This is a genomic window from Bacillus sp. NMCN1, from assembly GCF_002998085.1.
Lineage (GTDB): Bacteria > Bacillota > Bacilli > Bacillales > Bacillaceae > Bacillus.
In genome coordinates this window covers 414898-427870 of sequence record NZ_PVQL01000001.1, presented here as the reverse complement: position 1 = coordinate 427870, position 12973 = coordinate 414898, and the positions used below count along the sequence as shown (strand labels likewise).

Here is a 12973-nt window from a genome sequence, read left to right as displayed (position 1 = left end):
GAGCGAATTTGACATTCGTGGGCACCGGCACGCAGGACTGACACCGAATGCGAGGGTTTGTCTACACGCTGAAACCACTCATGCCGAGTGGTTTTTTTCTTTAGATAATAAAGTGATCGACTTTTTCAATCAGCTGATGAATTTCTGGTTTACTAATTTGATCATCTGCACCGATTGTTTCCCCTTTATGGCGCAAATCTTCAGTGATTAACGAAGAGAAGATGAGAATCGGTATGGAACTCGTTAAAGGATTTTCCTTCAACAGTTTCGTTAATCGGTGACCATCCATTTTTGGCATTTCAATATCTGTAATAATCATATCAATTTCTTCTGTCACAGTGATTCCTTTGCTGACAAGGTCCATGACGTGGTCATAAGCCTGTTTCCCATCTTCAAAGGTCACAATGTTTTTATAGCCTGCTTCGGTTAATTCATTTGTTAATAAACGCATGAGAAGCGGAGAGTCTTCAACGACATAAAGCTTCTTCCCTGTTCTTCTCTCGTCTTTCTCACCGTCAAACATATGATACGTTTCTACTCCAGAAGCGGATTCAATATCATAAATGATTTTCTCGTAATCTGGAAGGAAAATCATTTTTTCATCAAGCTTAATGATGCCTGTTAAATGACGATCCATCCCTTGATTGAGTGCAGTTGGCTTTTCAATCTCTTCCCAGCTGACGCGGTGAATTTGTGATACCGTTCCTGTATGGAACACAAATTTCCGTTGGTTGAATTCAGTCACAATATATTTCTCTTGTTCTGACTGATCTGACTCGACATTAAAAAAGGAAAATAGATTGATGACTGGTAAAATCTCGCCTCGTAAACTAATCATCCCTTCTACATCTTGGTGAGAGTGCGGTACAACCGTCAACTCAACCGGCTGAATGATTTCTCTTACTTTCATGACGTTAATGCCGAATTGATTTGAACCAATTTCAAACTTCACAATTTCCAATTCATTGGTACCAGAGTCAAGTAAAATTTCTTGTTTGTTTAAAGCCACGGAAATCCCTCTATTCTTCAATATAAGATTGTACTTTTTATATCGGCAGCATAGGTAAAAAGTTGACGTTTCTTTACGCTTTCTCTCGTACGAATTGATGAATCACAAGTCCTATCGCTGCAAGAATGAGTAAAGACCCTAGTGCAAGGCGGCTTGCGAGATTTCCGTGCTCTGCAAACAGCAGAGTGACTGAGCCATAAATGATGGGTCCAATAATGGAAGACACCTTCCCTGAGAATGCAAAGAGACCAAAAAACTGTCCTCTCTTTTCCTTCGGTGTCAGCTCAATAATCAATATTCGTGATGCCCCCCAGCTTGCGCCGAGTGAAATGCCGAATAAACTGCCGGCCACCCAGAAGACCCATTCCGTTGTGGCTGTCACAGCCAGAATCAGGGCAACGATCAAAATCACATACACGACTGTAATCGAGCGCTTTGCCCCAATGGCCTTTGTAATATATCCAAATAGAAAGGAGCCAATGATACTTGAAATGGTCGACACAAGATAAAGCAGAATAAATTGCCCAGCGGTAAAGCCAATGATGATTTTGGCATAAACAGCCATCATCGCGATCGCTGTTTGTAAGGCATCATTCATAAAAAAGAAAGCAATCATAAAGATAAAAGCCGGCTTGTATTGCTTCATCTCTTTGAATGTGCGAATAATTTCTTTATACCCGCTGAAAAATGACGCCTTTTTCTCTTGCTGCGGCAGCGGATGAGGGTCTTTTACAAAAAAGAGAAATGGCAGGAAAAAGAGAAAGAATAAAAGTGCTGTCGGAATAAATGCTTCATGAAATTGGTCATTGCCAACAAGTAAATAAACTGAAAGACCGACAAGCGTCCCTAAATAACCAACGGCAATGCCAAATCCAGAAATAAGTGGTATTTCATCCTTTGTCCCAAGATCGGGCAGAATGGTATCATAAAACACTAAGCTCGAGTGATAGAAAAATTTTGCGATCACAAACAAGGTGACCACTACTAATAAGGAGACAGGCAGCCCAAACCATTCGCTTGAGAAATCAATTCCAGCAAAGATCCCCATTAAAAACGTACAAGCTATACAAATTAGCGTAAACACTGTGATGTAGCGCTTCTTTTTTCCTGTACGATCGATCAAGACTCCGTATAATGGTGTGAAGATGACGAGAAAAAAGCTGGCTAGTGCGTTTGCATAAGAAATAAACGTACTGGCGATCTGATCCATTCTCGCACTGTCTCCGATCGTTTCCTGCAAGTAGAACGGGAAGAAAATGGTGATCATATTGGATGAAAATATCGTATTTGCAAAGTCATACAATGCCCAGGCCAAAACGGGTGCTGTCAAAAACAGCCCGAAGCCTGCCCCTTTTTTCTGCATGGTCTTTTTTCCTGTTCTCAATCGTTTGTCTCCCTTCCCTGCCTGATTTTTCACTATCATTCTATTTTATGTCATGCTTCCCTCTTCCATACAAGCAATCTATACAAAAAGCACCCCTTACTATTGAGCAGAGGTGCTTTTTTCGTTATTTCTTCACAACAATCGTACTTGCAATTAAATCGTGAAGTGCTTGTTTTTTCTCTGTGAAAAAGGCAATGATGTAGCCAATACATAAGATTGGAGACAAAAAGCCTTTTGCAAAAAAGCGGCCAGTTGCTCGTCCGAATGTGACTTTTCCGCCCGTTACTTTTGTCACTTTGATCCCAAGAGCCATCTTACCAAGAGTTCCTTGCAGTTTTGATGCTTCCATAATAGCGTAATAAAGCCATGTCAACACGATACCGATTAAGATCGATGCTACGTAGAATAAGATAAGCCCCATAATGACTGCCCATTCCTCATCCGTCATGACGGTTGTGGAATAGTAATAGCTGTCGTCATCTAGCATCAATGCTGCCTCTGGGCTTGAGACAAAAAAGAGTGTGAACAAAATAAACATGATGAAGGCATAAGGAACACTGATAATGACGCCGTCCAAAAGGTGGGCAAGAAAGCGGTAGCCCACTCCTGCTAGCTCAGGATGCTTCTTTTCTTGAATGTGTGGTTCTGTCATGTTTGTTTCCATCCTATTTCTCCTTTATTATGTATGTTTTCTATAAATTTCTTATAATCATTCGTTATTATATCTTATGAATATAGTAAGATCAATGGAGCTTCACACTTTTACATATATTTTAGATCAGTTTGTTCTCAATGTTTTATGAGAATAAATACTGAAAATTTGTAAAAATCATGGCAATTCTAGTTCTTTTACCTCCTGATTTTTTAACATTTTGTGATATTTTCGTCTTGTTTCCATTCTGCTGTTGACAACCGCTCTTCACATGGTACAATAGTCAAGGATTTTTTAAAGAAAGGTGTTCATGATGGGAACTGTCGTACTATTAAAGAACAACGAAATGACTGTGATTGAAGATATTTGCGAAGCTGATTTTTTGGACATGAAGCATGATTTGTCAAATGATGACGCAGCTTATATCTCTTGGTATGAAGATTACGATACTGCTTATGGATATTGATTTCATTTCATAGATGAAGCGTAAAAAAAGGCGATACAACCTAAGTTGGTTGATCGCCTTTTTTACGTTTGTGAAGTACTTTCACTTTCAGGTTCTACATGAATAAAGATTTGTGCATGCGGAAATTTTTGCTGAATCTTCTCTTCAATTCGATCACATAATTGATGAACATCTTCAATCGTTGTCTTACCATCTACAATCAAATGGAAATCAATATATTCCTCTGCACCGGATCGTCTTGTTCGAAAATCATGATATTCGATGAACTCTTGGCTGAATCCTTGAATGATTGCTTCTATCGATTGTTCTTCCTCGGGTGTGAGCCGGGCGTCTACAAGCGGCGGGAAGGCTTCTTTCATGAGTTTAAATGCTTCACGCATAATAAAGAGAGCAAGTATCATTCCAATGATCGGATCTAGGAAATACCAATCGGTTAATGCCACAAGCAATAAACTGAATGCCACCCCTAATGACGTATACACATCTGTTAACAGGTGCAGCGCATTCGATTTCATTGCGACAGAATGTACTCGCTCCGCCTCTTTGTTCACAGCCTTCGATACGATAAAATTGATGAGCGCGCCTATCAGCATCACCACAATGCCAAGCACAGGCAGCTTGACTGGCTCCGGGTGCATTAATTTGTGAACACATTCGTAGATGATCCAAATGCCAGCAACGAAAATCAGCAGGGTCTCAATCGTTCCAGAAATATTTTCGACTTTTCCATGTCCATAAGGATGTTTAGAATCTGCTGGCTTTCTTGAAATACGAACAGAGATAAATGCAATAAAAGATGCCATTAAATCGAGAAAAGAATGAATGGCTTCTGATAAAACGGCAACAGATCCAGTGAGCAGACCCACAATGATTTTTAAGATGACAACCAATGTGTTACTTATCACGGATAGAAACGCTATTTTCGATGTCTTCGCTGATTGTTCCATTTATCGTCCTCCTTTAGGAGATCGTATGTCTATGAAAGCAATTCCCATGACTTCATTCTCACGTTCTTTCAGTTTACGCAGTTGTGACGTTTTCTAATCATGTTCACCGCAGCCTGTATTTTCTCGTGAGGTTACGCTATAATAAATGTTGCTCTTTCTTCAATATATCACTCATGCTGTGATGAATAGGAGAATAGACTACAGATAATGATATCCAATGCCTTTCGCAGGTGACATTTATGCAGTGAATGGTAAAATAGGATAAAAACATAAATTTTTAAGGTGATGAGAAATGGAGCATTTGCTGAATCCAAGAGTAAAGGATATTGAAATTTCAGGCATTCGAACATTTTCAAATCTCGTATCGTCATATGAGGATGTCGTTTCTTTGACGATAGGCCAGCCCGATTTTTATACGCCGCATCATGTCAAAACAGCTGCCAAAGCAGCCATTGACGAGAATTTTACTTCGTACACTCATAATGCTGGTTTCCTAGAGCTAAGACAAGCAATCCAGCACTACATCAAGAAGAAAGTCCATCTTGATTATGATGCAGAGTCTGAAATCATTGTGACGACAGGTGCAAGTCAAGCGATTGATGCTGCGTTTCGAACCATTTTATCAGAGGGTGACGAGGTCATTTTACCTGGACCTGTCTACCCTGGCTATGAACCGATCATTCGAATGTGCGGCGGGAAGCCCGTACATATCGACACAACGAATGCTGGCTTTAAATTAAATGCCAAGCTGATTGAGGATGCATTAACGGAAAAGACAAAGTGTATTGTACTTCCTTATCCTTCGAATCCAACTGGTGTCACGCTTTCGGAAGAAGAATTGAAAGAGATTGCCCAGCTCCTTGAAGGAAAAGACATCTTTATTTTATCAGACGAAATCTATAGCGAGCTGACATTTGACCGGCCGCATCATTCAATTGCCTCTTTCTTAAAGGAACAGACCATTGTGATTAACGGACTGTCTAAATCTCATAGCATGACCGGTTGGAGAATTGGCTTTTTATTTGCTTCAGCTCCAATTGCTAAACATGTATTAAAAGTACATCAATATAACGTGTCTTGTGCCTCGGCTGTCTCACAAAAGGCGGCACTTGAAGCTGTGACAAATGGTGTGGATGATGCACTCATCATGAGAGAGCAATATAAGAAAAGACTCGATTATGTATATGATCGACTCATTTCTATGGGGCTTCCGGTCATTAAGCCTTCTGGCGCTTTTTATATTTTTCCATCCATTGAATCGTTTGGGATGAGTTCCTTTGATTTTTGTATGGAGCTGTTAGAAAGTACAAGAGTTGCTGTCGTACCAGGCTCTGCTTTCTCTCCACTCGGCGAAGGGTATGTGCGTCTGTCCTATGCTTATTCACTTGAAACACTGAAAGAAGGACTTGACCGCCTAGAACAATTTGTTCTTGAAAAACGTTCCATTCATTCGCTAGATTGAAACAACGGCTCTCTTGCCGTTGTTTTTATTTTGCAGGAAACATGATGTGAAATACGGTGCCCTTTTCGGGATGACTATCCACACGGATCGTCCCGTTGTGATTTTCTAAAATATTAAATGTCACCATGAGGCCAAGTCCAGTGCCTTTTTCCTTTGTCGTTAAAAAGGGCTCACCTATTCGCTTCATGACCGATTCAGGAATGCCAACCCCTTCATCACGAATGGTGACGAGAATCCCATCCCTTTCTGCTTTGGCCGTGATGTCTACCTTTCCTCCGTCCGGCATGGATTCGACGGCATTTTTGATTAAATTGATAAACACCTGCTTGAGCTGATTTTGATCCCCGTTCATCAGGAGATCCTCTTCTATTTCACTTGTGTTCATTAAAATGCCATTTAAGTTCGCTTGTGTTTCTAATAAAGCCGTGACTTCACTGATGATTTTTTTCAAATCAAGTATCTGCATCGAAGCCGTTTGCTGCGGTTTTGCCAGCATGAGCAGCTCGCTTAAAATAATTTCTATCCGGCTCAGCTCGGAAAAAACAATCTCGAAATATTGATCCCGATCTTTTGTTTTCGGTTTAATGAGCTGTAAAAAGCCTTTGATGGCGGTCAATGGGTTCCTGATTTCATGTGCGATGCCAGCAGCCAATTGACCTGCGATCGATAATTTTTCAGACCGGAGCATGAGCTCTTCTGTCTGCTTGCGTTCGGATATATCTCTTAAAATAATTTGAACGGCTGTTTCTCCAAAAAACGTAGTTGGGATACACACCATTTCTGTATAAATCAGCTTGTGTTTAAACGTATGACAGCTCATCGTGACAATCTCGGAATCTGATGCTCTTTCAATAATACGTGATAAGCTCTTTTTGACTTTTTGCTGGTCACAGGAATGGATTTGATGGAAAATATCTTTTCCTATTAATTTATCGTAATGCTCGGCTTCAAATAATTTAATGCCTGATTCATTCATAAACACCCATTTGTGATCATGAATGACTGCAATCGTATCAATGGAGTTTTGGATGAGCAACTGATACCGCTCCCGGCTTTTTTGAAGAACGGTTTGGAATTTCTTACGAGATGAGATGTCTACTAACAGCAAAAGCTCTGCCTGCTGATTTTGATAGATCGTAGGTGATGACTTCACTTCGATATGAATGCTGCTTCCATCTTTCCGCTTCCAAATCTGTTCAATCATTCCGACTGGAAGACCTTGTTGCAGCCTTGTAATTCGGCTTCTCACAATGTCATGGTACTCCTCAGCAATAAAGTCAAATGCAGTTTTGCCGATCATGTCATCTCTTGTACATACCCCCATTAATTGAAGCATCGCATCATTCGCATAAACAATTTCCCCTAAAATCGTAATACATAACGGATTTGGCAGCATGGCAATCAATTGTTCAGCTTCACTGACATGTTGGAAAGCCGGCAGACTGCCTAACGACTGTTCTGACACTTCTGATGTTGTTTGAAATGCTGCTTTTTGCGGTTCAGCGTCCAGCACCCTCATTTTTAGGATCATTTCTCTACTTAATTCACTGTCTAACTCATCACAAGCGACAAAATCAATACTAGCTTCAATCCATACAGCTGTTAGGTCACTTCTAAGCAGCCTAAAGTGGCAAATCTCCAGCATGTGCTGATTGTAGAAATAACTCTCGACGAGAAATTGATCTTCGGTATGAACATAGTCTTTCAAAAAACACCCTAGTAAATCCTTTTGTTCATAGAGCAAAAGCTGCTTACAGTTAGAAGAAATGTAGAGAAAGCGGCCATTAGAAGAAAGAACGGCATGTAAATCGATATTCGAATAAAGCTGATTCGAATCTTTCATTTTTTGTTCCATCGTCGTCCGACCCTCCTTTTCATTTTTTAGGGTTGTCCTTAGATTGATGTATAAAAAAGATTCGCTAGAAAACCCGTATTTTCCTTCCGTCATCGAGGGAAACGTCCATATTTTCAGCAAAAAAGAGCACATTCTCTTGATGTGCTCTCTGCTGTTTACTGCTTTTCGTATTTCTTTTGTAATTCAACGTACTTATCAATAATTTTACTTGGGATGGTTTTAATGACGGAATCTTTATCTGAGACATAAGGTGTCACGACACTAAAAGCCACCTTCGGATTGGACGATGGATAATATCCCCCAAAGGTTAAATTGTATGTGGGATTTCCCCACCAGCTGCGGTTGGCACCATAGTAAAAGGTTTGGGCCGTCCCTGTTTTTCCTGCGACATCATGCTGACCAAAGCGGCCAGCGGCAGTACCGCCGGTCGATGTGACCATTTTCAGCCCCATTTTGACGCGGTCAATATCTGCTTTCGAGTTGTTAATCGTGTTCAGCACCTTCGGCTCATATTTTTTCACGACTGGGCCTACTTCATCCTTCTTCGTTGGAAGGTGAACGCTTTTCACCACTCTTGGCTGAACGCGATTTCCTCCATTGGCGATCGTCGACATGTACTGGGCAACTTGAAGCGGTGTATACGTGTCATACTGGCCAATTGCTTCATCGAGCAAAAGTCCGCCGACCGTCTTAGGATGTGTCTGCATCCCGCTTGATTCCTGCGGCAGGTCGATCCCTGTTTTTACGCCAAGACCGAATTGCGCATAGTAGTTTCTCATTTTTTGTAAGTGCTCAGGTCTTGCCGGTAACGGACCATCCTTTTGATAGGTGATGCCCGCCATTCTCATCGCTACTTGGAACATGTAGACGTTGGAACTTTTTTGGAGAGCCTGAAGGTCATTGACCCATCCAAGAACTTTGTAAGACTGTTTCGGCTTTCCACCACTTCCTGCAAAATAGAGCGGTGTATCCATATAGGATTGGTTATGTGACATCCCGTCCTGATAACCGCCAAGTACTGTGGCTCCTTTGACAACAGAGCCCATTTCGTACTGGGTCGTAAATGTTCCGATGGCATAATCTGTGACGTCTCTACCGTCCATTTTCTTGCCTGACATCGCGAGAACATCCCCAGTGTTAGGGTCCATCATCACGACAAATGCACGGTCCATCATATAGTTTCTCGCACTAGCGGATCTAAGCTCTGATTCGACGATCTTATCGACTTCCTTTTGCAGCTCCATATCAAATGTCAGTGCAAGATCAAGTCCTCTTCGTCCCTCTGTCCTCTTGATTTCATCGAGCAACTTCCCGCCAACCTGAGTATATTGAACGGTCGCTTTCTCTGGGTTCAGAAAATCCTCATATTGATACTCTAAATAGCTCTTCCCTACCCGGTCATTTCGTGAGTAGCCTCTTGCCATATAGTAATCTTCACGCTCTTTTATAATGCCTTGCTCTGGTGTGGTCACACCGCCAAGTACATTATAAAGCGTCTTTTCATACGGGTATTTTCTTGTCCAATCATTGATGACATTCACACCAGGCAGTTCATCAAGATGCTCTGACACAAGTGAAATCTCTTCATAGGTCAAGCTTACGGATGACGTCTGCTTGGATTCTTTTGTTTCATCAAGCAAAGCCACTTTTTCGTCCCCTTTTTTCTCTTCGTTCGGGTCCATTGCTTTCACAATTTGAGGCTCAAAGGCATATCCGCCTGTAAATCTACGATAGATCGCTGCAACTGCTTTTTCCTCTGCATCGTTTTCGATCGCCTTGACTTCTTTCTTAGGCACACGCTCTACTTGAAGCGGATAGACATCCTTTGCTTTAAGATCCTTTTTCTCTGCTTTTGAAAGGAGCTTATCCGCTTTTTCCGGGTTGCTCGCCAGCCAAAAATCTCGAATGTCACGCTCTCTCAAAAAATCAGTATCCATTTTTATATAAGTCGCAAGTTTTCTTGCTACCTTAATCTTATCCTTCGCTTTCACACCGCTTTCTGATGTATAAACGATGGCAGGAACACTTACGTTATCAACGACGACTCTTCCTCTCGCGTCATACATTTTTCCTCTTGGGGACGGGTATGATGCTGTTTTGACCTCTGTTCGGTTTGCTTGCTTTTTATAATCCTCACCATTGACGATCTGCAGCACACCAAGCTTGATCACAAGTCCAGCAAATAAACTAAAGACAGCGAAGAAAAAGAGATTAATCCTCCAGGCGTTCCGGCGCTTGATTTTTTTCTGCTCGGCACCACCTTGATGCTGTTTCTCTCCCACTTATGTAGCTCCTCTCATCCTTTCAATCTTTTACAATTACCACTCATTATTGTAACACTTTTGTAATAGTTGTTACAGCGAAACAAGTGAAAAAAAGCTGTCAATCCCTATTATGCAAAAAAATATACTAACACTTTAAAATATTGGTAAGTTTATGTCGTTTTCTTTAAATGGAAGAATTCCCTATCCTTTGATATGAGGCGGCTTTTTTTATGACTTTAACAAAAATGACAAACAGGCATTGTCAATGGAGGATGCTGGTACGTTTATAACAAAAAGTCCATGTTATGATTTTCTGTGAGAAAACAAAACAAAGATTTTAGGAGGAGTTACAATATGAAGAAGAAATCATTCTTTTTTTCAGCGCTAACGGCTGCTGCACTCATCACGTTCACTGGGGGACATTCAGCTGATGCGAAGGAGCTTAACCTGAAACAAGTAATACATGTACAGCATCAAACCATTGATCTTCATACATTAGCTGCAAAATTACATATCTCTTCAGATGTAAACAAGCTAAGCAAGTCGAATCAAAAAGAGATCGAAGCTCTTTTAAACAAGCTGATCAAAAGCGGTCAACCTGTTACTGGCACAAAAGTGGTGAAAGAAGTAAACAAAGCAAAAAATGAACAAAAACAAGAATCAGTGAAAAAACCTACTGCTTCTAAACCAAGTACGCCAGCAAAACAAAACACAAACAACAATAACAACACAAAAGCTGACGAAAAAGACACAACGGCAACAAAAGCAGACAGCAGCTTGAATGCATTTGAAAAAGAAGTCGTTGAGCTTACAAACAAAGAGCGTGCAAAGCAAGGATTAAAAGCACTTTCTGTTGATTCAAAACTAAGCAAATCTGCTCGCGCAAAATCTCAAGATATGAAAGATAAAAACTATTTCTCTCATACAAGCCCAACTTACGGATCTCCATTTGATCAAATGAAGAAATTCGGTATCACTTACAAAACAGCAGGTGAAAACATTGCCCAAGGTCAAAAATCTCCTCAAGAAGTTGTGACTGCTTGGATGAACAGTGAAGGCCACAGAGCCAATATCTTAAACAAAAACTATACACATATCGGTGTAGGTTATGTGAAATCTGGCAACTACTGGACGCAGCAATTCATCGGAAAATAAGATATCTAAAAAAGCCTGTCCCTAAGTGGGACAGGCTTTTTTATTTCACCCATAATTTATATATACTCTGTGTGCCGCTGTTTTCTTCGCCCTGTTCGCTCAGCTTTTCATAAAGTGACTTTGCAAGTGAGAGTCCTGGCATTTCTTCTCCCATCAGTTCTGCTTCCTCAAGTGCAATGCCCATATCCTTGATAAAATGCTTCACGTAGAACCCTGGCTCGAAATCACCTTTCAGCATTCTTGGGGCAAGGTTTGACAAGGACCAGCTTCCTGCCGCGCCTGTTGTAATGCTTTTGAGCACATGCTCTGGATCAAGCCCTGACTTTTCGGCATAGGCCATGGCCTCTGCAACACCTACCATACCTGCTGCAATCGCAATTTGGTTACACATTTTGGTATGCTGCCCGCTTCCAGCAGGTCCTTGATATTGAATGTTTTCGCCCATTTGCTCAAATAAGGGCAGGCACGCTTCATAGGCTGATTTTTCTCCGCCAATCATAATCGCAAGCGTTCCATTTTTTGCTCCTACGTCTCCGCCAGAAACTGGTGCATCTAATGCAAACAACCCTTTTTCTTTCGCTTTCACTTCAATTTCTTTTGCCAGCTGAGGCTTCGATGTAGTCATATCAATCAGATAAGTACCAGGTGCAGCATGTGCCACAAGCCCTTCTTCACCTAAATAGATTTCTTCTACATCTGATGGATATCCTACCATTGTGATGACAGCATCTGCATGTTCTGCAATCTCTTTGACTGCCGGCTTCCATGATGCGCCTTTTTGAATGAGTGCATCTGCTTTCTCTTTTGTTCTTGTATAAACGAGAACTTCATATCCGGCATCCATTAAATGCCCTGCCATACTGCATCCCATTACACCTATTCCAATAAAACCAACTGTTTTGATTTGCGTCATCACTTGTTCCTCCTTAAAGAGACTTTGTCAAACCACCATCAATGATGAGTGTTTGACCTGTCATATATGTATTAGCTTCAGATAAAAGAAAGGCTGCATATGCTGCAAATTCCTCTGGCTGTCCATAACGTCCAAGCGGAATTGCACGTTCAGCCTGTGCTTTGATTTCTTCAACCGTTAGGTGCTCTGCCTGTGCGCGGTGCTTGTCAAGCTGTTTGACGCGGTCTGTTTCAATTTTCCCTGGGGCTAACGTATTGATTAAAATGCCATCCTTTGCAAGCTCCTGAGCGGCTGTTTTTGTCCAGCCGGCTATAGCCGGTCTAAAAGTATTCGACAGCATCAAGCCTGGGATCGGTTCTTTCACTGACATAGACGCAATGTTTAAAACCCGTGCGCCGTGTTTTTTCAAATAAGGCAATGCCTCTTTTAATAATCGAATATAGCTGAGTAAATGAAGCTGAAATGATTCCATCCAGTCTTCATCAGTTAAGGTTTCAAGCGTCCCTGTTTTAGGCCCGCCTGTATTGTTCACAAGAATGTCTAGACACTTCTCATCACCAGCTGCCGCTTGAACGAGTGCCTTGATTTGCTGCGCGTCAGACACATCACATACTTGATAAGTCAGCTTTCCTTTTACAAGCGGAGATAATTCTATGACCGTTTCTTTCAGCGTGTGCTCATGCCTTCCTGAAAGCATCACATCTGCTCCCTCTTTTGCTAGAGCAAAGGCAATGGCTTTTCCAATACCTTGACTGCTTGCAGCGACCAAGGCTTTTTTTCCAGATAGATTGACATCCATGTCAACACCTCCTCTGCTCTTATTTTATCATACAAAAAGAACCTTGCTCACGTCGCAAGGTTCCTTT

The 12973-nt window shown here is 41.4% G+C and carries 11 protein-coding genes; 3 read left to right on the top strand and 8 right to left on the bottom strand.

What is annotated here, in order from left to right; translation table 11 throughout:
• Window positions 1-100: 100 nt before the first annotated feature.
• The 3 genes from C6W21_RS02290 to C6W21_RS02280 form a co-directional block, all read right to left on the bottom strand.
• Window positions 101-1009 (bottom strand): chemotaxis protein, encoded by a 909-nt coding sequence (locus tag C6W21_RS02290; RefSeq protein WP_106049166.1) that lies wholly within the window; start codon window positions 1007-1009, stop codon window positions 101-103.
• 73 nt (window positions 1010-1082) lie between these two features.
• Entirely contained in the window at window positions 1083-2393 is a 1311-nt protein-coding gene (locus C6W21_RS02285) for an MFS transporter (protein WP_189318134.1), read from the bottom strand.
• Window positions 2394-2517: 124 nt separating this feature from the next.
• Complete coding sequence (locus C6W21_RS02280; RefSeq protein WP_106049164.1) at window positions 2518-3057, bottom strand: RDD family protein; 540 nt, start codon at window positions 3055-3057, stop codon at window positions 2518-2520.
• A 301-nt stretch (window positions 3058-3358) separates the two neighbouring features.
• On the opposite strand from C6W21_RS02280, the gene C6W21_RS18950 reads away from it, so the two are divergent.
• A complete protein-coding gene (locus C6W21_RS18950) occupies window positions 3359-3511 on the top strand; it encodes a hypothetical protein (RefSeq protein ID WP_162839369.1) in 153 nt (50 codons plus the stop codon).
• A gap of 62 nt (window positions 3512-3573) precedes the next feature.
• Here the strand turns inward: C6W21_RS18950 and C6W21_RS02275 are convergent, their stop codons facing one another.
• Entirely contained in the window at window positions 3574-4458 is an 885-nt protein-coding gene (locus C6W21_RS02275; protein ID WP_106049163.1) for a cation diffusion facilitator family transporter, read from the bottom strand.
• A 292-nt stretch (window positions 4459-4750) separates the two neighbouring features.
• On the opposite strand from C6W21_RS02275, the gene C6W21_RS02270 reads away from it, so the two are divergent.
• Window positions 4751-5920 carry an aminotransferase A gene (locus tag C6W21_RS02270; RefSeq protein ID WP_106049162.1) on the top strand — a complete coding sequence of 390 codons (1170 nt, stop codon included), beginning with the start codon at window positions 4751-4753 and terminating at the stop codon, window positions 5918-5920.
• Window positions 5921-5945: 25 nt separating this feature from the next.
• On the opposite strand, the gene C6W21_RS02265 is transcribed toward C6W21_RS02270, so the two are convergent.
• Both C6W21_RS02265 and C6W21_RS02260 read right to left on the bottom strand, forming a co-directional pair.
• Window positions 5946-7775 (bottom strand): PAS domain-containing sensor histidine kinase, encoded by a 1830-nt coding sequence (locus C6W21_RS02265; protein ID WP_106049161.1) that lies wholly within the window; start codon window positions 7773-7775, stop codon window positions 5946-5948.
• Between the two features lie 155 nt (window positions 7776-7930).
• Entirely contained in the window at window positions 7931-10057 is a 2127-nt protein-coding gene (locus tag C6W21_RS02260; protein ID WP_106049160.1) for a peptidoglycan D,D-transpeptidase FtsI family protein, read from the bottom strand.
• Window positions 10058-10393: 336 nt separating this feature from the next.
• Here C6W21_RS02260 and C6W21_RS02255 point away from each other — a divergent pair, with 336 nt between their 5' ends.
• Window positions 10394-11194, top strand: coding sequence for a CAP domain-containing protein (locus C6W21_RS02255; RefSeq protein WP_106049159.1), 801 nt, complete (start codon window positions 10394-10396; stop codon window positions 11192-11194).
• Window positions 11195-11234: 40 nt separating this feature from the next.
• Here C6W21_RS02255 and C6W21_RS02250 read toward each other — a convergent pair whose 3' ends face one another.
• Together C6W21_RS02250 and C6W21_RS02245 are read right to left on the bottom strand one after the other, a co-directional pair.
• On the bottom strand, window positions 11235-12107 hold the full coding sequence (locus C6W21_RS02250) for an NAD(P)-dependent oxidoreductase (RefSeq protein WP_106049158.1): 873 nt from the start codon (window positions 12105-12107) through the stop codon (window positions 11235-11237).
• Window positions 12108-12120: 13 nt separating this feature from the next.
• Entirely contained in the window at window positions 12121-12906 is a 786-nt protein-coding gene (locus tag C6W21_RS02245) for an SDR family oxidoreductase (RefSeq protein ID WP_106049157.1), read from the bottom strand.
• Window positions 12907-12973 lie beyond the last annotated feature (67 nt).

What these genes read in the sequence shown, in the direction of transcription:
- C6W21_RS02265 (WP_106049161.1), bottom strand. Translation starts at nt 7,775, where the DNA reads ATGGAACAAAAAATGAAAGATTCGAATCAGCTTTATTCGAATATCGAT.
- C6W21_RS02250 (WP_106049158.1), bottom strand. Translation starts at nt 12,107, where the DNA reads ATGACGCAAATCAAAACAGTTGGTTTTATTGGAATAGGTGTAATGGGA.
- C6W21_RS18950 (WP_162839369.1), top strand. Translation starts at nt 3,359, where the DNA reads ATGGGAACTGTCGTACTATTAAAGAACAACGAAATGACTGTGATTGAA.
- C6W21_RS02280 (WP_106049164.1), bottom strand. Translation starts at nt 3,057, where the DNA reads ATGGAAACAAACATGACAGAACCACACATTCAAGAAAAGAAGCATCCT.
- C6W21_RS02270 (WP_106049162.1), top strand. Translation starts at nt 4,751, where the DNA reads ATGGAGCATTTGCTGAATCCAAGAGTAAAGGATATTGAAATTTCAGGC.
- C6W21_RS02275 (WP_106049163.1), bottom strand. Translation starts at nt 4,458, where the DNA reads ATGGAACAATCAGCGAAGACATCGAAAATAGCGTTTCTATCCGTGATA.
- C6W21_RS02255 (WP_106049159.1), top strand. Translation starts at nt 10,394, where the DNA reads ATGAAGAAGAAATCATTCTTTTTTTCAGCGCTAACGGCTGCTGCACTC.
- C6W21_RS02245 (WP_106049157.1), bottom strand. Translation starts at nt 12,906, where the DNA reads ATGGATGTCAATCTATCTGGAAAAAAAGCCTTGGTCGCTGCAAGCAGT.